The organism is Synechococcus sp. UW106, assembly GCF_900474015.1.
Classification (GTDB): domain Bacteria; phylum Cyanobacteriota; class Cyanobacteriia; order PCC-6307; family Cyanobiaceae; genus Parasynechococcus.
This window is the reverse complement of sequence record NZ_UCNV01000006.1, coordinates 82,346-100,794: the sequence shown is the minus strand read 5'-3', so window position 1 is coordinate 100,794 and position 18,449 is coordinate 82,346. Positions and strand designations below refer to the sequence as shown.

At 49.0% G+C, this 18,449-nt stretch carries 25 protein-coding genes; 7 read left to right on the top strand and 18 right to left on the bottom strand.

Annotated elements, in window-relative coordinates:
* Positions 1-803 precede the first annotated feature (803 nt).
* A complete protein-coding gene (locus DXY30_RS04595) occupies positions 804-1,583 on the bottom strand; it encodes a MarC family protein (protein WP_244281263.1) in 780 nt (259 codons plus the stop codon).
* Between the two features lie 526 nt (positions 1,584-2,109).
* Between DXY30_RS04595 and DXY30_RS14295 the strand changes: the two genes are divergently transcribed.
* A complete protein-coding gene (locus DXY30_RS14295; protein ID WP_206749519.1) occupies positions 2,110-2,274 on the top strand; it encodes a hypothetical protein in 165 nt (54 codons plus the stop codon).
* 207 nt (positions 2,275-2,481) lie between these two features.
* On the opposite strand, the gene DXY30_RS04590 is transcribed toward DXY30_RS14295, so the two are convergent.
* From DXY30_RS04590 to mscL, 4 genes are all read right to left on the bottom strand, one after another.
* Positions 2,482-3,897, bottom strand: coding sequence for an ADP-ribosylglycohydrolase family protein (locus DXY30_RS04590; RefSeq protein ID WP_137006790.1), 1,416 nt, complete (start codon positions 3,895-3,897; stop codon positions 2,482-2,484).
* Positions 3,898-4,203: 306 nt separating this feature from the next.
* Complete coding sequence (locus DXY30_RS04585; RefSeq protein ID WP_244281261.1) at positions 4,204-4,371, bottom strand: hypothetical protein; 168 nt, start codon at positions 4,369-4,371, stop codon at positions 4,204-4,206.
* Positions 4,372-5,061: 690 nt separating this feature from the next.
* On the bottom strand, positions 5,062-5,190 hold the full coding sequence (locus tag DXY30_RS14530; RefSeq protein ID WP_256359540.1) for a hypothetical protein: 129 nt from the start codon (positions 5,188-5,190) through the stop codon (positions 5,062-5,064).
* Positions 5,191-5,245: 55 nt separating this feature from the next.
* Positions 5,246-5,617 (bottom strand): large conductance mechanosensitive channel protein MscL, encoded by a 372-nt coding sequence (gene mscL / locus DXY30_RS04580; protein WP_244281260.1) that lies wholly within the window; start codon positions 5,615-5,617, stop codon positions 5,246-5,248.
* Positions 5,618-5,888: 271 nt separating this feature from the next.
* Between mscL and DXY30_RS13920 the strand changes: the two genes are divergently transcribed.
* Positions 5,889-6,056 (top strand): hypothetical protein, encoded by a 168-nt coding sequence (locus tag DXY30_RS13920; protein WP_170951129.1) that lies wholly within the window; start codon positions 5,889-5,891, stop codon positions 6,054-6,056.
* Between the two features lie 260 nt (positions 6,057-6,316).
* Here the strand turns inward: DXY30_RS13920 and DXY30_RS04575 are convergent, their stop codons facing one another.
* On the bottom strand, positions 6,317-6,574 hold the full coding sequence (locus tag DXY30_RS04575) for a hypothetical protein (RefSeq protein ID WP_115093558.1): 258 nt from the start codon (positions 6,572-6,574) through the stop codon (positions 6,317-6,319).
* Positions 6,575-6,601: 27 nt separating this feature from the next.
* Complete coding sequence (locus DXY30_RS13915) at positions 6,602-6,757, bottom strand: hypothetical protein (RefSeq protein ID WP_170951128.1); 156 nt, start codon at positions 6,755-6,757, stop codon at positions 6,602-6,604.
* A 109-nt stretch (positions 6,758-6,866) separates the two neighbouring features.
* Between DXY30_RS13915 and DXY30_RS04570 the strand changes: the two genes are divergently transcribed.
* Positions 6,867-7,061, top strand: coding sequence for a hypothetical protein (locus tag DXY30_RS04570; RefSeq protein WP_115093557.1), 195 nt, complete (start codon positions 6,867-6,869; stop codon positions 7,059-7,061).
* Here DXY30_RS04570 and DXY30_RS04565 read toward each other — a convergent pair whose 3' ends face one another.
* From DXY30_RS04565 to DXY30_RS13540, 11 genes are all read right to left on the bottom strand, one after another.
* Positions 7,062-7,220: a metallothionein gene (locus DXY30_RS04565; RefSeq protein ID WP_115093556.1), complete on the bottom strand. Its 159-nt coding sequence runs from the start codon at positions 7,218-7,220 to the stop codon at positions 7,062-7,064. It lies immediately after the preceding gene.
* A 26-nt stretch (positions 7,221-7,246) separates the two neighbouring features.
* A complete protein-coding gene (locus tag DXY30_RS04560; protein ID WP_244281270.1) occupies positions 7,247-7,393 on the bottom strand; it encodes a DUF1651 domain-containing protein in 147 nt (48 codons plus the stop codon).
* A complete protein-coding gene (locus DXY30_RS14400) occupies positions 7,383-7,856 on the bottom strand; it encodes a DUF1214 domain-containing protein (RefSeq protein WP_244281259.1) in 474 nt (157 codons plus the stop codon). Before DXY30_RS14400 ends, DXY30_RS04560 begins: the two co-directional genes overlap by 11 nt.
* A 57-nt stretch (positions 7,857-7,913) precedes the next feature.
* Entirely contained in the window at positions 7,914-8,510 is a 597-nt protein-coding gene (locus DXY30_RS14395; RefSeq protein WP_244281258.1) for a DUF1254 domain-containing protein, read from the bottom strand.
* A 179-nt stretch (positions 8,511-8,689) separates the two neighbouring features.
* Positions 8,690-8,932, bottom strand: a complete 243-nt coding sequence (locus DXY30_RS04550; protein ID WP_115093554.1) for a hypothetical protein — start codon at positions 8,930-8,932, stop codon at positions 8,690-8,692.
* A gap of 48 nt (positions 8,933-8,980) precedes the next feature.
* Positions 8,981-9,511 carry a tyrosine-type recombinase/integrase gene (locus tag DXY30_RS14390; RefSeq protein WP_244281268.1) on the bottom strand — a complete coding sequence of 177 codons (531 nt, stop codon included), beginning with the start codon at positions 9,509-9,511 and terminating at the stop codon, positions 8,981-8,983.
* 741 nt (positions 9,512-10,252) lie between these two features.
* Entirely contained in the window at positions 10,253-10,531 is a 279-nt protein-coding gene (locus DXY30_RS14290) for a hypothetical protein (protein WP_206749518.1), read from the bottom strand.
* Positions 10,532-12,275: 1,744 nt separating this feature from the next.
* On the bottom strand, positions 12,276-12,509 hold the full coding sequence (locus DXY30_RS04535) for a hypothetical protein (RefSeq protein WP_115025361.1): 234 nt from the start codon (positions 12,507-12,509) through the stop codon (positions 12,276-12,278).
* 291 nt (positions 12,510-12,800) lie between these two features.
* Positions 12,801-13,058: a hypothetical protein gene (locus DXY30_RS04530; protein ID WP_115093552.1), complete on the bottom strand. Its 258-nt coding sequence runs from the start codon at positions 13,056-13,058 to the stop codon at positions 12,801-12,803.
* An 802-nt stretch (positions 13,059-13,860) separates the two neighbouring features.
* Positions 13,861-14,076, bottom strand: coding sequence for a hypothetical protein (locus tag DXY30_RS04520; protein ID WP_115093550.1), 216 nt, complete (start codon positions 14,074-14,076; stop codon positions 13,861-13,863).
* 1,148 nt (positions 14,077-15,224) lie between these two features.
* On the bottom strand, positions 15,225-15,452 hold the full coding sequence (locus tag DXY30_RS13540) for a hypothetical protein (protein ID WP_137006789.1): 228 nt from the start codon (positions 15,450-15,452) through the stop codon (positions 15,225-15,227).
* A 99-nt stretch (positions 15,453-15,551) separates the two neighbouring features.
* Between DXY30_RS13540 and DXY30_RS13910 the strand changes: the two genes are divergently transcribed.
* The 4 genes from DXY30_RS13910 (at position 15,552) to DXY30_RS04510 (ending at position 17,560) form a co-directional block, all read left to right on the top strand.
* The gene (locus tag DXY30_RS13910; RefSeq protein WP_170951127.1) at positions 15,552-15,740 is read left to right on the top strand and encodes a hypothetical protein; all 189 of its coding nucleotides are present in this window, start codon (positions 15,552-15,554) and stop codon (positions 15,738-15,740) included.
* 212 nt (positions 15,741-15,952) lie between these two features.
* Complete coding sequence (locus DXY30_RS13905) at positions 15,953-16,129, top strand: hypothetical protein (RefSeq protein WP_170951126.1); 177 nt, start codon at positions 15,953-15,955, stop codon at positions 16,127-16,129.
* 3 nt (positions 16,130-16,132) lie between these two features.
* Entirely contained in the window at positions 16,133-16,279 is a 147-nt protein-coding gene (locus DXY30_RS13900; protein ID WP_170951125.1) for a hypothetical protein, read from the top strand.
* 285 nt (positions 16,280-16,564) lie between these two features.
* Positions 16,565-17,560: a pectate lyase gene (locus DXY30_RS04510; protein ID WP_115093548.1), complete on the top strand. Its 996-nt coding sequence runs from the start codon at positions 16,565-16,567 to the stop codon at positions 17,558-17,560.
* Positions 17,561-18,449: the final 889 nt, after the last annotated feature.

The following is an 18,449-nucleotide window of genomic DNA, read 5'->3' as shown; positions in this document are numbered from 1 at the left end:
AAGCTTATCCACCCCTTGCTCGAGCTTTCAAGTTGTATTTCAAGAAGTTAATATTTTTCATATTTAAGGAGCAGGTCAAGTATTAGCTTAAGTTAAACATTGCGAAATAATTCGCAATGAAATCAACGGGGAATGGGTGAGAATAATAATTAGAGCGCTTGAAAAAACAAAAATGCTCTTTGGAGTTTGGTTCCATCAGGCATCTGCGATCCACTTCCAGGCGGCAACGCTGACCGGAATCCAGACGACGAAGAATAGGGCAAAGACTGGCATTGGTCTTGTTTTCTCTGCATTCACGGTCGCTGAAGGGGGGGGCGATCCCACATCACCCGAATGGGAGATTTCTGCTGGGTCGAACGGCACCAGTTGAGGGATGGGTATTGGCGCCCTTTTGGGCGTCGAATGTCAGCCGGTTAGAAGGTTCATTTGCGAATGAGCTGTGTGTGATAAACCGGCTTGTTTGTGTCTATCGAACGGGCGGCCTGCTCAGCCGCGAGCCTATTCTGAGCATCTTGTCCAATGCCTCAATGGCGTTGTGCCGAAGCATTCACCTACGGGTTTGCGGCACTGGTGGAGGGGGTGGCATCCAGCTGTAGGTACGCACCGAAACCGATTGCGCATGGACCGTTGCCGAGTCGGCTTTGAACTTACAAAGCAGTTGCTGTTCGGAACTCAATTTCCAACCCTAGCCACCCGTTTTTTCAGGCGGGAGGTTGATGACGCGTTCCTTATAATATCAAAGCCAATAAAAAACCCCGCCTTTCGAGCGGAGTGAATAGTTTCGTCGGGTGGAAAAGGGTTTTCTACGATAAGGCTTGACTCAGTAATGGGAATACTGAAACGAATCCATTAATCAGCATCTGAATAGCAATCGCGGTTAGCAGAAGCCCCATTACCTTTGTAAGTACCTGCAATGCAGAAGAACTGATTCGACTTGCTATGCGATCTCCAGCAGAAAAGATCAGAAACACCACAACACCCAGCAACAGAACTACCAAGCTGATTCCCAGTTGACCACTAAGGCTCGCAGCTAATGGGTCGGCAATGACAACCGTTAACGTTCCTGGCCCAGCAAGAAGCGGAATCCCAAGAGGGACAACACCTTTTACAGAAGAGGCTTGATCGCGAGCTACTGATTCAGGGTCGTGATGCTCTGGAGGCGTCTGCGAACGCAACATCGAAAGTCCAATCAAGACAACGACCACACCACCAGCAATTTGAAAGGCACCTCGACTGATACCAAAAAACTCAAGAAGACCGTTCCCAATCCATGTAGATAGCAGTAGAGCAATGACGAATGTTAAAGCTGCGCTGCGGGCAATCGCTCGATCACGTCGTGGATTTCCATCTGTGAAGGACAAGTAGATCGGAAGGTTCCCTATGGGGTTTGCAATTGTGAAGACACCAACAGCGGTATGCAGAAGGGACATCAATGAGAATGCTTTTAATTGATTTGTACTCGAAATATGACAAGGCTGCAAAAATGTTAGGAAAATCGTCTTACGCAGACCATCCAGGCTCAGCAAAGGCATTGGAATGCGGCTTCCTAAACATGTCAGGGGCATTGACGCGTAGCGCAACAATAAGCTCCCCCATCAGGAACAGCGCAATGCGTGTGTCGCGGGTCATGGGTCAGGCGTAGGTGCCTTGAGTGTTCCCCGCTCTGATCAGCGGTAAAAAAACCGCCATTGCTGACGGGGTGAATGTTTTGTCGGGAGATGGATAGCGACAATCACAACGCCCCCTGCTTTTCCCTTGCGGGTCTTGTATTGCTTTCAACCTGCGAATGATTTAACGATCACCGCTTCTGGCATCAGGCTTCCCGACAAAAAATGAAGCCGCCTGAGCTGGAGGACACAGCATCTTGTCGATTTCGTCGGCGATTTCGTCGGCGACGACTCGAACCTAATAGCAGGGTTTCTGCGTCTCGACCCAACACTCCTCTTTCTGTAGGTCAGCCATCCAGTCACACTCATCCTCTGCCCAATTGACGAGACGACCCAGTGCGAGGGAAGTGAAGCAATAGGCCTCGCAGAGTCATTCTATTTCGAGGATGTGGCTTGCACCTTTCCAAATCAGGCTGTGAATATACCAAGACTCTGAGATGCCTTGAATCAGTGGCTTCAGGTAGAACTCGGTATCGAGCAATTGAACGATCGCAAAGGCCTTGTCTTATGCTTCATGGAGAACTGCGTTAGCGAGGAGATTGGCGAGCTGATTGGCGGCGACCATTGCTGCCGTGTGCATCTTGATAACAACGTTGAGATTCATTGAGAATGACGTGGCCCGTGTGACATAGGCAAGATTTGCGAGAAAGCCATCAGGAGTCTTGTCTTCGCAAGCTTTGTTGACTTCTGGGATCAGGAAGTTTACCTCTGTTGAAGAAGAAAGCTGGAGCGGAACACTGAAAAATCTGTTGCTGGCAACAGTACTTGATCTGAAACAATGCTGAAATTCTTCATACACAAGACAAGATGATCTTTAAAGGTAGAAGTCATACTCCTTAGATTCACTAATGTTTTTCGATTCTCTAAACAAGCAATCGGAAAAAGCGTATGCGAAGGTGCGCATGTCCACATTAAATGTTCGCAAATGCCTTTCAACCTCTAAAAATATCGACTTAGTACCAAGCCGCCCTGAGAGCATTGAAATGGCAATGCTGAAAAATGTATCATTGTCGATCCACTTGCCGTAGTGATATCCGTGGCAATTGACAAAATCTTCGTATTCATTTGTACTCTTCAGATGGTCCATATCTTTGTCCCGCTGACTCTGCAAATAGGTATTGCTATCTATGGTGATCATGTTTTTATTGAATCTTGGATGCGGTGGAATATTAATACTTCTAAGCTTAAAGCCTTTGAACCATTTATTATAATTGTCGTCAGAATGGAAACTCCAAAAAGTAGCTGCAATCGGTGTCGACCAGCAAAGGTGATCGATACCTATATATTTTGAAAGCTGAAACAACTGAAGGGATGGATGGTGGTTTCTTGTCGCAATTATTGCAGCAGTATTTGCTCTATCAAGAAAGAAATCGGCTGAATTTCCTAGCTTCAGAATTCTGACTGCTCTTGCAAGTTGGTTGAACAGTGATGATGGAGTAGCCGTTACGTCCTGAGAAAAGATTTGCCTATACCTTAAAGCTGTTAATACAGAACTTAATCGAGCTTCAACTGATCCATGCGTGATGGACGCAATTTCCGATGCAGCACATACAAGATCTTCAAAGTTATTGGTATAAAAAGCTCCAATTCCAAGCGTTCGCATTGCCGCACCATCGGATACTCCTTTTTCTGCCTGATACAGACTATCGGTACTATTAATTAATTTCCACATCTGTCCTTTATATCTCTTTGGAGCAAGGCCTCCAGGAGAAAGAGGTTCTCCATTCATTGTGATCGGGGGAGAAGACCTCAATTTATGAACAATATCTGCGTGGCAAAACCCCGATTTTTGAATTAATGATTCTGCGATTAGAATTGTTTGCACAAAATCATCAGAACCGCCCGGTTTGCCGAACTTTGAATTCACCCATGCAAGACCTTCGAGAGCGTCATGGATTGAATTGGCAAATATACTGGGTGAGATTCTAGAATTAAGGCCGCTGTTTGATTGAACATTGTATGCAGTAGCACCCTCATCATTGATTAAAACTCTAGGGCTAGGAACATCACCAAGAACAAGTTCATATTGGATTCCCAGTTCTTTGAGTGCCAAGTGCGTTTGGGCTAAATTTAGATGTTCAGGCTGATTATCTTCTGTTCTAGCGGTCAAAAAATATACCTTTCCGCCAGTTCGATTAATTGCTCCTATTATTTCCTTTCCTTGGTGCGTTACCATATTGGTTCCATACATAAAGAATGTACCATCTAAGTCAACTAGATATGCAGCCAAGGTTCTCTAAAAATAGTGACTAAACCAATCGTAACGCCGGACCTGAAGTTTCGAGCACCTCTCAATCATTGAATACATTGGGAATACTCCCATTAATCAAAAATCCTTCGGCGTTCAGCTGCTTAACGGTGTCGTGGAGGTTGATGTAGGTCATTGATTTAGTGTGATGTGAGATTAAGTGGGAGGTGTTTATCCCCGATGTACAGACCATCGCCGTAATCAACGACCCAGCTGATGACCCCAGTCATCTGCAGGTGTGATGTTGGTCACAGAGCCCAAAAGCCGTTGCAATAAAAGGGCTTACGACTAACCCGCTTCGGGTGCCCAGCCCACTTCCTTCTGCCACGTCGGTGCCCACAACTTGCAGCGCTTCTCTAGGTGCTGACCCTGCTGCAGCTGCTTCTGCCTGAGGTTGCAGCCCACCATCGTGTGGCAGTGCTGGTCAACGCCATAGGTGAAGTACTGGCAGGTCATGCAGACCACGCCGCCTTTCCAATTCTGCAGGTCGCGCTCGCCTACGAAGCCCCACTCCTCCGCAACCCCTCATCACTAATACATATGTTCTAGCAGCGATGCCCTGTTGCCGTCAACTCGCCACTGCAACGTCGTGCCCTCCCAGTGACTCGACACGCACTTCCGACGACGGACCTTTACCTCGACCCTTCTGAGGACAACAGTATTGCCAAGCATCTGGAGTGAACATAACGCGTCTTCAGTAGAGCCTTGTACCCCGCATTCAGTTTTCGATGAAGCCAACCGAATTCCCATTTTTATGTTGCAGGAGTATCCCTCCTGTTACGTCTGGATGGCTCGTCCAAACACCACCCCTTTCATCCACAAAAACCCCGTTGCCTTGATGGCTATAAGTCTCTGTAATGCCATCTGACCAACGCATCGTCAAAACGAAAGGGTTCTGCGAAACAGAACAAGGCATTCCCCTTGAGTTGAAGCAGCAGGTTCCTCGGTACTCAGCTGCTTGGGCTGTAGTTGAAAGCGAGAGGACGGCAGTAAAAAGAGCAAATGGCAGGAATGTTCGGTGGCGAAGGGGCATTCGTCATTCTGTGTTGTGGGACTCTCGCCCCGTGAACACACCATGTCCGTTCCAGCTGGGAATCAACTCCCACAAACGAGTGATTTATTCAGCGGGTTGCATCCCCCATCTGGTTAGAAGCTCACCCCCAGGTGCCAACCCAGAAGCCTGTCCTGCTCCTCAGCAGTCAGGAACCAGTAGAGCCAGTCCTGCAGAAACTCCTCCACCTCTATCACTCCAAGCTCCTGAATGCCCTCGGACAACAAATTGTAGAAACTGACTTCTAGATGCAAGGATAAGTCATTGAGAGGAATGAAATCAAAGAGTCATCTTCTCGATAACTTCCGTCAAATGCGTCATGGCAGAAGCAAGTTGAGCCTGGGGATCTGGTTTGGATTCTTCAACGGCTTGCTTTCTGCGATTTGCAGTTTCGATTGATTGAACAATCAAGAAGCAAATGAACGCAATTGCAACGAAATTAATCAGAGCAACAAGAACAAGCCCTGCTGGGAGCTCAGCAAGTGAATTGACATTTGCTTTTTCTAATGCTGGCTCTAAAGCATTGGTCATGACCAAGGTGACAACAGAATTGACTACCTCTTTAAATGCACCAGCAATGATTACAGCAATTGCTAGATCAATGACATTTCCTTTGCTAACAAAAGCTTTGAATGCGGTGATGAATTTCAAGGGATGTGACATTAATTAATTAAGCAAGCCATGTTTGAATGCGATGAAATCAAGAAAAAACCAGGCTTGAGCGTGCACCTGGTTCGCCTCGCTGCTTGCGCACTCAAGTTTTAAGACCGTTAATCGTTTTTGTTCTGAGGAACAGCTGAGAATTTCTAAGGACTGCAGATCACCAGGAGCCCCACCATTGCTGACGGGGTGAATCCTTGGTCAATTCTCTGGGAGTTCTCACAGGTATCACACGAAGCCTGAGCTGCTCATCGCTGAAGTGATGAAGCCACCTCTCTGTCTTCATGACGAGCGTTACTCGCGGTTTCGGGCCAGCCAAGTCAGCAACAGTTCCTCGTTTGTTGTTGATGGGAGCGGTCTGCGGTCTTGTGATGCCATGTATGGCTGCAATGGCGTTGAGTCAACAGCTGCATCGATGGCCTGTTGGTGAAAGCAATTTCAGGATCTGGTGAAGCCCAGTCGTATTACTAAGTAGGTAGTACTGAAAGAGTTCTCCCATCAGGAACAAGGCAATGCGGGTTTCTTGGGACATGGGTCAGACGTGACTGCCTTGAGTATTCCCCGCTCTGGTCAAGCAATAAAAGACCCAGGCAGCTCTCAACACCACCTGGGACGTATTCCTCGCTGCCCCGCCAGTTAAAAAGCTTTCGACTGGTTTGTTCTGAGGTTCAGCTGAGAATTATGCGCTTCTCAGTCTGAGAGAGCAGAAAGCGTCAGGAAGTTGGTGATGTCACCGCCGTTGCAGTAGTGGACAGCAACAGGACGCTCAAGGAATCCAGGCTTGCCGTCCTTGTCGAGAAACTCAACCCCAGTCAGCTTGACGATGGCGTCTTCAGAGTTCTTGACGCAGTTCACGAACTCCTTGGACTGCTTGGCCATTGGGGCAAGCAAGACGAGGGCTCCAAGGACAGCAGCCCCAATCAGACCCTTCTCAATTTTGGAGTTCATGCTCTTTGCGCGGTTGGCTCACAGGTTTTAAGGGACAGGAGCCACATTCGCCAGGGAACATTTGGGCAGAAGTGACCGCTGCAGCAGCTCATTTGGTCGCTGCCATCGCGTCATTTGGAACATCACAGCACCCATCGCCTCCGCGATGGTGTCATCGGAAGTTCTGCCGTTAGGGCTTTCCATCCAATGGGGCGAAACCATTGGGCGCTGATAACACCACTGACTCCTCTGTCATGAGCGATGCGAGGAGTCAGATCAGCGTTAAAAAGCTCTCAAGATCCCTTTACTACCTGTGTCTACTCCCAAAGAACTCCAACGCGTTGAGCTGCTGAACTACACGAAAGCCAACGGGGAGGAGCTAGTTGGGCTCGCTGTGGAATTGGCTGAAGACCCCAGTGGCGGCGTTCAAGTACGGGTTCTTATGGATTCAAATGTCGTTAGCGGCGTAACAGTGGTCCCCCTGCAACAAGGCGGCTGCTGCGACTAATCAGCAGCAATCACAACTTGAGCAACATTGCTCTTCTCCGGCGTGACCATCAGCACAGGGCTGAGAGCAATAGATCTTTCCATCTTTCTCGACGGCTCTTTCAGGGGAAACACTGCAGCCACATGGCTCACACGCGCATTGCTGGTTTGCAATTGGCATGGATTCGACGATCAACTCCCCTTGTCTTAGTCGAAAAAACAACCAACGCATCCCTCAACCGAGGGAATTAAACCCCACCGCACGGGTGGTGAGCACCGCCGCCAGCCTGTTTTGAGCATCTTGTCCCACGCCTCGATGGCGTTGTGCCGAAGTATCAATTTTTTAATTAACACCAATAGCAGACTGTATTTCAGGAACTATCCAGCTCCCGTCAAAGTAAGCCTCTTGGGGAGAGTAGATTCGAAGGGTGGCATTTGAACCAGGGTAAATTTCTAGAAAATTTTCTTTTGTTGAATCTTTTCCGAAATTGAGCACATAGCTTCCGTTGTCGCCCTTCTTCGCGAAGGAGCTATCGATATTGTAATTATCTCCTTGAGCAAATCCATCTTTATCGTAAACAGTTACCGACCAAAAAGCATTATCAGCCATAGGCACATCTTTCAGGGTGAGTGTCAAGTCCTCGCCCGATTCAGGGATAGAGATAGACGGATAGACAGCTCCTTTTTTAGTAAGTGCTCCCCACCCGAAGGCTACCCCCATATTTCTCATTTCAGAACTGATCTCGCCTTTCTTGCCAAACAAATCTTCGGGATTAATACCTTTTTCCTCTTTTTTCTTTTGATAGTCTGACCTCATTTTAAGCATTTGGTCTCTATCCCAGTTTTTAGTTTGTACGAATTCGCCGCGACTCTCTTAGCTGATATTTATTTTATTTTGAATCGCACCAACCCGCTTGATGTCAGCGCGGTCCTGCATATTTACCTGGGTGCGAATGATGACATATGCGAAGCGGCTTCCAACCATTTCTTTGGTGATTTCATAGTCTCCAGGCTTGCTCGATTCCAATGGAATCCAGGAATCTGAGCTAATGACTTCCAGGATTTGCAACCGGTCGGAGGCTGGCAAGGTAAGCGTTGCTGGACTTGTCAAGTCAAGGACAGCCATTGAATACAATGTATCGAAATTCGCTCTTAATATGGTTTTATCTTTTGGATCCATTGCCTTGCGGAGATGCATGAAAACACCCACACCATCTGAACATGTTGCTTTAGCAATCTTTTCTACATAATCACCAAGGATTATTTCCGTTTCAGCAAACGCATAGTTGTCTGTATTAACAACGGCTATTGTTGGACTTTCCTTTTTAAAGGCAGGTTTGATATCGGAGCAATTTGAAGGCGCACTGCCTGCAAAAACAGGAGCATTGGGACTCATTGCCAATGAAACTCCAATGGAAGTGGCAATACAAGCAGCAGACGCAATAAGGACCTTATTAATTTTCGATTTCATCTACTTTGTTTTGCTCACCCAAGTGTTCTAAGCACAGAACCCACTTTTGCCAATAAAGCTTGGTCAGCGGCAACTGCCCAATTGCTCCACCGAGGGATTGGTGGCGCGGTCCTTGTTCGCCATGGGGTGGAGTCTGGCGAGCGGGGAAAACCCAAGGCGTAAGCAAGTTGGCTTGGCGATCAAAAACCGCGGCCGTCACGCTCCCGCATTTCCAGGCGGAGTTGCTGGTAGCGAACTAAAGCCCGATCCTCATCCAATTGAGGAAATAACAAACGGGCCTCTTCCAGGCTTGCGGGCTCAAGAAGCCAATCATTAGAGCGATCCGGGGCCACTTGCTCAGGATTGCGATCCCAGGGCTGGCGACATGGCAGCACCCAGCTGAACCAGCGACGAAAGCGGTCGAATAGGTCGAGTGGATGCATGTATAGCGCGGTCCTTATTCGGCATGAGGTGGAGTCTGGCTGAGTCAACTAGGCGTTGACAGCGGCTACGAGGTCAGCCGTCGCGTTGGGTTTGAAGCGGGCATAGCTCTTGAGATGCACCTCGATGGTGTGACCCATGGCCTCAATGATGTTGGCGATTGGGAGGTTGTTGGCGTGCATCCCTTTGGCGAAGCGATGACGGAATGAATACGGCGTTAGCTGCTCACCCTGTTTCTTGGCGTCATCCCGTAATGCCATCCACACGGCACGACGGCGCAGGTATTGGTTCAACGCCTGCCCACCATCACCATCACGGTTCAACGGCGGCAGTTGTTCGCCTACCTGGAGGCGTGCCTGCAATTTCCAGTCGATAGCGGTGCCGTCACCATCACGCAGGAAGAGGGGGTGGAGCCTGCGGGGTTCTGTTTTGGCCCCTTTGGTGCCGCCCATCGACTTCTGATAGATGGACCAGAGTTCTGCCCCTCTTGCCCCGTCTTTGATTCTGAGGTGCCGTAATTCCTCAGGACGTAACCCGTAGACGGCACAGAACTGAATGGCAAACCGCCAGCGGTCATGAATTTCACCATCGGGGAGGTTGTCCAGCAGCTGAAGGATCTGTGCATCGCTGAAGGGGTATCCGATGCGCTTTGGCTAAGGGTCTCTGGAAGCGCCGCAGGGGGGCTGTAGATGGGCTTGAGGTGCCCACGTTGCACCGCCTGAAGATCTGTTGGATGCGAGGCAGGGCTGCACTAGCCCCCTCTTGGGACTAGGGGTAGATCAACATCACCGAACAATGGTCTTGAACCTCAAGCCGTATCCGCCCATGTGCATTGCGCACCTTCCATCCCGGGCCACAGGAGGAGCGAACCAAGTCTCGAAATGGCTTAATCCAAGGGGCTGCATCGACGACGCGCGGCAAAACTACAGAGGCATCTCGCCATGACAGGTGTGCGCAAAACGTGCGCAAAACGCAAAATACCTGCCAACACCTGCTGACAGCTCGCCACTTAGAAGCATTGCTAAAACTGAGTCAGAGACTGGGAAAACCCAGAAAACGACTCAAGGAATCTCTCGCTTTGGGAGCAAGATGCCGCAGGTTCGAATCCTGTCTCCCCGATGCCCATCAAAGTCAGTCCCCAGCAAACATCTCCGCCGCTCCGCAAGGGGCGGTTTTTTATTGCTTACGCAGACGTGTGGAGGCAGATCACAGGGCCACGCAGCTCTCACCACACGACTTTTCTGGACACCACCTGAGATGTGGTTAATGAAGGGATGACCCCAAATCACAACCTCTCATTAGGTCTTGCTTTCCCAGACCTTTTACGAGAAATCAATATCGATGTCTAAGTAGTTCATTGCTTCACTCTCGACCGCAACGACACTTACCGCCTCACCACTTGGAACACTTCGACTTTTTTCATCCCTTCTTTTTCTTCTTCTTCTGTTCTGAAGGGACTTGTTTCTGAGCCATCTCGCCCGTTGAAGGCCGTGTGCCGTAATAGAAGGCAACCCCTCCACCCCTCCGATGAGACCCCCTAGGGTCCATCGAGAAGTTGTTGGATTGCCAAAAAGTACAGCTCCCGCAACAACAGCGGCCACCAAGGCCATCCAATATTTCCATATTGAGGATATCGGTCGTCTCGGTGAATGCGTCGCTGAAGCACATGGGATGTCTCATCTTTCCAGACTTGAAGCCTCACATCTGGCCCATGTATGCGCGTGCGATCACCAGGACTGCTTTTAATCGCAGCCTTGGTCGTCGTGATAGCTACGGGAGTGAGGAGATCCGAGAGCTACACGACCCACATCGGCTCCAGGGTTACCCCAGCAGAGGCTGGTTGCTTAAGGCAGGGGAGGTCCGAAGAGAAGAGGGCAAGCCGCTGAAGGTCTTGCAGTGTCCTGTGTGGGTGGCTTTCACCTTTGTGTCTTCTCATTGGTTTGTAAGTCGATACTCGCGGTGGCCAGTGTTGAAAGGGCCTCTAAATAAACAAGAAATTCAATGGGGTAGTGGAGGTGCCTCCACGGTTCGCTTTGTGATCTTGGGGCACACCACATCTCAAAGGAACCCACGTAGGCAGCTACTGGCGATCCGACCAGGAGCAGCACAGTGAGCAGCCTGAATGGAACACCACAGTTGTACGACTTTGATTTGGTACGAGAGCTGTTGATTCAATGTGCTGAAGAGTCTCAGAAGCTGTTCTGCCGTCTCGGCCCATGCTGAAGTAGAGGAATGCTCGAATCGCGATCAGTCAACGAATGGGAATCATGGCTGCAACGCCGTGATTCAAATTATGTGCACTGGGATGACGCAGAAGAGCTGAGGTTCTTATCAAGTGTTCTGTTGATCTGCTTGCCGAAACGCTGGATGCACGAAATGCAAGTAGCAGGCAGTAGCGACGTGAGTCGCTAACCAGGCTCTGGAATCTTGTTCATATGCGTCTTCCAAACAGGAGGCCAGATTTTTGATTGATATTTAAAAGAGTTATGTATTGAGTCAATGCTCCTTCGTTGCCTCTGCGGTCGCCCGACGTCAAGCAAGGAATAACATTACCGGGAACTTCTATCAAATATAGACAAAACCAGCCTGCACGATTATTGACTTATCATCCCAAATGAGTAGCAGAATAATGTCCTGCTCTGCTGAGCAAAGCCAATGAATCCGTCAACCCGTCTATTAGGAGGCCATTTTCAAGCCCATCGGACAGGTGGTAGCCAATCCTTAACCCGCGTCGAGATCTTTTGAGCGGCGCAACCTGCTCATAAGTCAGACATGAGAAGTCTTGCAAGCGCCAAGCTAACCAAAGAAGGCGCATACGAAGGCACCTTCTTTCCAATGGTTTTTCCGTTAACCGTTGGGCGCTGGTCACTGCACTGACTCTCTTCTGGCGATGCAGAGAGTCAGACCAGCGTGTCTTCTTTTGGAGGGTTGCAACGCAGACGGCCTAACTGCTGCATCGTCGCTCCGCCTTCGATGATGGTCTCACTGTGAATCACCGTCACACAGCCATAATCTCTATGCAGACCTGACGCCTAGATGCGAGAGGGAAACCACTTGGGCATCGTTGTTCGATAGATGGGTGGTTAACGAGCTTTCGGCTATGTCACTCCTTTTCTGGTACCTCATCAACTGCAGCGACGTTGAATAGCAGCATTTAAGCGGAACACAGCGATACCTACTCAGCACCGACACCCTGGAAAGCATCAGCAGCAATCCAGAGAAGCAATAAAAAACCCTTGGAGCGAAAACACACCAAAGGCGCTTTTTCCTCTTGCGATGACGCCCATCACCCTTGGCCCCATTCATCAATGACCCAAAAGGATCAACAGAGCAGAAACATTGTAATTATGCAGCCAAAGACTGTTGTTTAAGTGACAAGCGACCTCCAGCCATCGAGTTATGAACTAAATCTTGAGCATATTGGCGGCCTGCTTTTTGTGCTTCACGCACACTTTTAAAATTACCGACAAAATCGTACTCTTTTCCATCAACCGTTGCTGCTACGGCATAGAGCTTGTCAGCGACCTTACTGACAGACCAGCGCAAGAAACACGCAGGGGAGTTCTTCTGGCTGTGCATACTGTCCTCCATAAAATACAAGTGGACTTAAGCACTTACCCGCTTAACCAAGCCAAAGGCTTTATATTACGCAAATAGGTAATTATTTTCTTTTCATTATTTGACCGTCAAAGGCTCATTCACTCAAGTGCATACGTTGGGAACAATTGCCTATTTTTTTGTACAGGTCCGTCAGGCATGGCATCACCCACACCAAGATCTGATGATCGGGATGGAGCAGCCAGCATTGACATCCTGAGCTGAGGAATGGAAGGGGGGGGGATCCCTCCAGACTGAGCCCCGCATGAGAGCTCAGAGGATGCCGAGAGGTCCCTTTTTCTTCTTGCAGTAGCCAGCGCCAATATTCATCCATCCTGACGGGCAAGCTTCGCCGGCAGTAGGGGCCACCTCGTAATAGATGGGCGACACACATGTCGTGCCCAGGGTATTGACGTAACCAAGCGGGCACTGGTCATGCCCCGGAGCTTTGGGGATCTCCTTTTGAGCCATTGCAGCAGGCATTACTGAAGCAAGTGCCAAAGGCAGCAGCGCGAAGAGTGCTCTATTCATGGACGGATGGTTGCTTGGTTGCGCTCTAGCAACTCCAGTCGTCCAAGACAAGGTGCTTCGGCCTTGGGTGAGGCCATCAAATCAGTTATGGCTTCAGCTTGAGCCGCGCATGAGTTGAGATATTCAGGTGCACCTCAATGGAGCACTCGATGGCCTCGCGGGTGTAAGCGATAAGGATCAACGAAAATGGAGTCAGTGGGTCGATCTAGAGCTCAAAGCGAGATCATCGGTTGCAAGGTCTAGACCAGCAAAGAATTGGCACAATTTAAATGAATTGCCAACAATAAAGATGCCTTGCTCTTCTTAGCTTGAGAAAAACCACTTCGGATGCTCTTCATTCGGATTAGTTGTCGTTTCTATATTTTTATCGATGATTCCCACAAGCATGCTCGCGCAGGAAAGCGTGATGGGGGCCTGCACCTGGACAAAAGAAAACTCAACGCCACGCAAGCAATCATGCACGATACAGCACTTCAACTCTGGAAGCCTGACAATAACTACATACAAAAATAATTATATTTTTTAGCCTTAAAGCTCCAGAGGTGGATACAAGCATTTTACTCGAATTTTTCAATTACATGGCGATTTAAACCCGAAGGTTAGTAGACAAACTACATTAAGCCTGATTAGCGTCGAAGCAAGCAAAACGTTTAAGAAGCTTGAGTTCAACTCTGAGAATCCATAAAAGAGAATTTTCATCCATATCAATCAAGAGGCTAGTATTCAAAGAAAGTGCTATGGGTTCTGCGAAACCGACAGGCGAACCTCGGCATCTGCAAACAGATGATCAGGAAAGAATTCATCATGGTTGATCAAGGCCTCTCTCCTTCGCATAACTCTTGAAATGATTCGGGAATTCATCTGCAAGAAGAACAAGCGCATGGCTTGCGGAACCCATTTGTTCGGAGACTTCATCAAAAACCGAAGCGAAGCAGCTTTCGCACCTGATTTCCAGGCAGAGCTCTTCCCATGTTGTGTGTTGTTGATTAAAACTGGCAACAAGCTCCTGGAACGTCATTGGAATCAGCTACATCTAAACCTGCTTATCATAAGGAAGGCTCAGAAAGCATTTGATGTCTCTCAGCCTGCATGATTTCATCATCCTTCATCGATGGCGTTAAAATATCGGAGCGGAGATCGATAGGCTCAACCTTCACCGTTATGGCCTGAGCAGAACTGAGTGTGATTGATCAAGAAAGGAAAATGAAACGACTGCAGCGACTGCTTCAGCGATTGGTAGGCAAACGGGAAAAGCCTCCATTGCACACACCTGAAGAGCTGGAATGCTTTAAAGCAGATGCTATTGAAAACCGCAGCAAGCACTACTGATGCAGGGAGTAACAGAACTGGCACTGCTCACTCTTGCTTTTGTGGGTCTCCAGCTTTGGTGGCTCAGCAAGGTCTTTTTGAATCGCCCTCGACAGCCAAGACCCCTGGGCAAACCGATGCGAGCAAATTCACTCCAGAATGAAAAAACCATCCTGCAAAAGATCTTTGATCAATCCTGATCACTCACATCTGATGCTCTTACCTCGATGGCCATGGAGCTAGAGAACAGGGCTATCGGTGTGACTAGGGACAAACACCGATGCATTCCATGATCTGAACGATCAGCGTGGATCATCAGCAAAGACAAGAATGTCACTCATTTGTTGTGCTCACTGTGGCCACATGCACTCGAGCTTGAGAGTCGACTGCCCTCAGTGCAACGTAAAAGCGGACGATCTGAGCACCCTTAGGGCAACTGCGCAGAGAAAAACATGGAGACCCAATCCATATGCTGATCGTTTGCAAGCAAGGAAGAGCCAGCCAAAAGCACTCTGAAGACAGCACGGACGATGACTGGCATTTTGGTGCTTTGGAAAGGCATCCCGCTCCTCGGATGAGATGACCGCTCAGTGCAGTGCTTCAAAAGAGGCCGTTACCAACCCATGGGTGCTGCAGCTGGGGTTAAAACTCTGGTGACAAACCAGTCGATTATTTTTATTTCGGTCGATACCGACAGTGACAGCAATGGGACGACGACTGTGCGTGTCGGACTTTTCGTTGATGGAAGAAGGATCTCCAATCTTGTCTCACCTCAGGCCAACGGAGGCTGGCTGCAAAACTCCTCGAACTGGTTCTCTGCAACTGAGCTCAGACACTGCCGGCTGCTAGAGCTGCGTTTCAGTTGCTAAATGTTGGGTGCGTGATGCAACAACCATGACCTTTGAAGCTCCCCCTGCAGAGGGTCGTCAGTGCACAAGCTGCGGTGACATCAAAATCCTGAATTTCTTTGGCTTGGACAGCAAAGAGTGCCGAAACTGTGAAGCGATACGTCGCCGACAGGCCTTGAAACAAGAGGCCGATGGTGCAACCGAGGATTGAAGTGCCAAAAACGATCAGTTGACTCAACCAAAATCATGCAATTGGCCCAGCCTTCAATAAGTATATGCACCAATGTTCAAGCGGTAGCAATGCGCTATTACCGGAGAACAGTTGAAAAGAGTTGTCATGGGCAAGGTTCTTTCCGCAGCCAAATGGTCATTTGATCTTCTTGGTCAACGCATCGCCGCTCTACGTTTGAAAAAAAGCTTTTCAGAGTCAACAATTTACAGCAAATTTGCATACGACGAATCGCAGATGAGGGAAACAAATGCAATTAAGAGACAACAGAAATCAACTCTCGAATACGACTGCTGAACCTGCCAAAACCATGGATGCGAAGTGGATGAAGAGGCCACTTCGCATCTTCAAGTGATCCCACTGGAAGAACGCAGAGTCCCCCCCGCGCCAAGAGCTTTCGATTCAGGAGCAGGATCTCGGCCGAAATGCCATGGAGTGCTGAACAGCTCTAGGGGGGTTGGCGCTTTCAGCCCAAGTCCCCTAGAACGCAAGTCAACACGCTTGTCGTTATGGCCTTGATTCCCCGCTGGCAGTACATGACTGACAGCAGCAAAGCAATGGTCAAACGATCCGCGATCACGCTTGTGGTCGTCTTGATCGGTTTAACGCTTTTGCGTGCCATTTTCCCGTGGATTCTGCTTGGACTGACCATCTACGGAGCTTGGTGTCTGCTGAACCGGCAATAATCCATGAAAGAAGAGACAACGCAAGCCAGACGAACGCTATTCATCTGGGCCCTTGCTCTCAACATCGTCGCTTGGGGCGCCTATTTTTATTTAACCAAGGTGATGGGGTTCGACTTTGAATCGATTCGTCAAGCCAGGATTGCTGGTTGAGTCTTGACGCACCATGTGAGGGCTTTCCTCAGAACAAACCACCGCACAGGTCGGATGAAATTCAGCGATCTACAGGCTCGATCGACTTCAAATCACAGTGCGGCGTTACATCGGGACAACCGCTCCACGATGAACGAGATGCTCAGCCCAGGCTGAGCAATGGCGGGTCTTCAGCATGGGTTGCACCATGCAAGCAGCAGCTGCATGATCACCCACTCTTCATTTGCCTGCACCAATGAAAGGCGTCGCGTCATAACCTCCTGTTAAACAGCAGAGCACTGCCGCATGAATCGCTCCCTGAAGCCGAGTCCTGAGGCTCAGCAATCCTCTGGAGATGGTCAACCGGAGAGCTTGATCAGGCAAAAGACTGTGCAGAAGATATGTGGCCAAGCCTTTGTGTTTTTTGGAGTGGTTGTTCTGGGGGTTTCACTTTATAAATTTTTTAGTGCTTTTTGGTTCAATGTTTCTCCCTGGCCCGAGCTGCTGCTTGGTGCCGTTGGGTTGGTGTTGGTTATCTCAGGAAGCATTGTCCGAAACTCAGCTTTTTCAAGGTCCTTGCTTTCGGAATTCAGCCCTTCGGGTCGAGCTCGACGTTCACTGCTCATGCTTGCCCTTGCCTCCTTGTTGATGGGCTGCGTGGTTCTGCTCAAGTTTTCCGTTCAGGATGTCTTGCGTTACAAGCGCCTGCTTGGTGAGGGTGGAATTCTTGAGTATTTGCAAGCCCTGATCTTGTTTACTTCGGCGTGGGTTTCTTGGCTGATTTCAAGGGATCTATGGAGACGTCTATTCATGCGCTTGCACGCAATAATTTACGCCATCATTTCTTTTGGGATGTTGTTCGTTGGCCTAGAGGAGATTGCGTGGGGTCAAGTATTATTTGGATGGAAAACACCAGAGAACATTGCAGCTGTTAACGCTCAGAATCAAACCACATTTCATAACCTAAAGTTCTTCCAAAATCATCTTGATCTCAACCTTTTCTTGTTTTCAGCCTTGATCCTGATCTTGGTGCTATGGCGACCCTCTGTTGGCTTTATCCGATCAAGACGTCTTAGCAGAGGGGCAACTTTACCCACAGTATTCTTTATGCCCAGATATTTTTGGCCACTATTCTTCTGTGCCGCATTTTTATCTTATTTCGTAGCCACGGAATCGGGGGCTGAATTTGTAATTAATATCGATCAGGAGTGGGCAGAATTTTGCCTATACCTCGCTTTTGGATTGGGCCTATTAAGAACATATATTCTACTTGGTGATGCTCCACGCCTTCAGCGTGACTGATTAATCCATATCCACACTTCACCCGATACATCCGTGTTACTAACGATCACTATTAAGCTGTAAAAATAAAGATGCAATACCAATCAATGTCGGCACTGAGAGATCGATCTTGATTTCGAGATGCGCTTAGTTCTTTGACGCTTCTCAGGAAGTCGCTCATCTTTCATAGTCTATGTCGTCATCCAGTCTCCGGATGAATTCATCAACACTGTGGCAATGGGAGTACCTCACTCCAATGGCGCCACCCGATCGGCCCTTTGCTCCGCAGCGTTGTTGCATCCAATCCGGCTCGCCGGCTGTTGGATGGTCCTGACAAGCCTGGTACGCAAGAGAAAGATCGTCACCACTGCAACCGGCCTTCAGCGGAGCGAACAAACAACCCAAGCCAGATCAGGCTCCACAAGCTCCTTGAGTGCGAACCATGGCTTGCCAAAGCAAGGGTTGCAGGTGCAGATCAACAGCTGACCGCATCCAGCTGCAACAGGCTTGCTCGAAGGGAGACCGAGGTTATAAATCGTTCGGTGCAGACAAAAAACCGCCCCATCGCAGGAGCGGTTTCAAGAGCCGTAGCAATCCCCATCACCCGGCAATCTGCACCAGATTTTGATGCAATAAAAAAATAATACCGTTTAGCCCCCAGATGTAGTGGAGGACAATAGTCACTTAAGACTCAGATGAATATGCGTAACGAAGCTGCATCAGGCAAGGGCGGCACTGCATCTAGTGCTGGCGGGATTGAAGCATGCTCACCCAGATCAACCAAGCTTGTCGCCACAACAAGCTAGTGATTGGCGAGACACTAGATCTGGTGGAGAGCGTCAACCCAGCGACGGAACCATGCTGCGCCATGATGAAGACATTCTTAAGGGAGCAGCCATGATTGCTGGCC

What these genes read in the sequence shown, in the direction of transcription:
- DXY30_RS04535 (WP_115025361.1), bottom strand. Translation starts at nt 12,509, where the DNA reads ATGCACAGCCAGAAGAACTCCCCTGCGTGTTTCTTGCGCTGGTCTGTC.
- DXY30_RS04585 (WP_244281261.1), bottom strand. Translation starts at nt 4,371, where the DNA reads ATGACCTGCCAGTACTTCACCTATGGCGTTGACCAGCACTGCCACACG.
- DXY30_RS04510 (WP_115093548.1), top strand. Translation starts at nt 16,565, where the DNA reads ATGAATCGCTCCCTGAAGCCGAGTCCTGAGGCTCAGCAATCCTCTGGA.
- DXY30_RS04530 (WP_115093552.1), bottom strand. Translation starts at nt 13,058, where the DNA reads ATGAATAGAGCACTCTTCGCGCTGCTGCCTTTGGCACTTGCTTCAGTA.
- DXY30_RS04520 (WP_115093550.1), bottom strand. Translation starts at nt 14,076, where the DNA reads ATGACGTTCCAGGAGCTTGTTGCCAGTTTTAATCAACAACACACAACA.
- DXY30_RS04550 (WP_115093554.1), bottom strand. Translation starts at nt 8,932, where the DNA reads ATGCATCCACTCGACCTATTCGACCGCTTTCGTCGCTGGTTCAGCTGG.
- DXY30_RS13915 (WP_170951128.1), bottom strand. Translation starts at nt 6,757, where the DNA reads ATGGAAAGCCCTAACGGCAGAACTTCCGATGACACCATCGCGGAGGCG.
- DXY30_RS13910 (WP_170951127.1), top strand. Translation starts at nt 15,552, where the DNA reads ATGGGCAAGGTTCTTTCCGCAGCCAAATGGTCATTTGATCTTCTTGGT.
- DXY30_RS13905 (WP_170951126.1), top strand. Translation starts at nt 15,953, where the DNA reads ATGGCCTTGATTCCCCGCTGGCAGTACATGACTGACAGCAGCAAAGCA.
- DXY30_RS04565 (WP_115093556.1), bottom strand. Translation starts at nt 7,220, where the DNA reads ATGCCAATTGCAAACCAGCAATGCGCGTGTGAGCCATGTGGCTGCAGT.
- DXY30_RS13920 (WP_170951129.1), top strand. Translation starts at nt 5,889, where the DNA reads ATGAAGCCACCTCTCTGTCTTCATGACGAGCGTTACTCGCGGTTTCGG.
- DXY30_RS14395 (WP_244281258.1), bottom strand. Translation starts at nt 8,510, where the DNA reads ATGAAATCGAAAATTAATAAGGTCCTTATTGCGTCTGCTGCTTGTATT.
- DXY30_RS14400 (WP_244281259.1), bottom strand. Translation starts at nt 7,856, where the DNA reads ATGAGGTCAGACTATCAAAAGAAAAAAGAGGAAAAAGGTATTAATCCC.
- DXY30_RS04575 (WP_115093558.1), bottom strand. Translation starts at nt 6,574, where the DNA reads ATGAACTCCAAAATTGAGAAGGGTCTGATTGGGGCTGCTGTCCTTGGA.
- DXY30_RS13900 (WP_170951125.1), top strand. Translation starts at nt 16,133, where the DNA reads ATGAAAGAAGAGACAACGCAAGCCAGACGAACGCTATTCATCTGGGCC.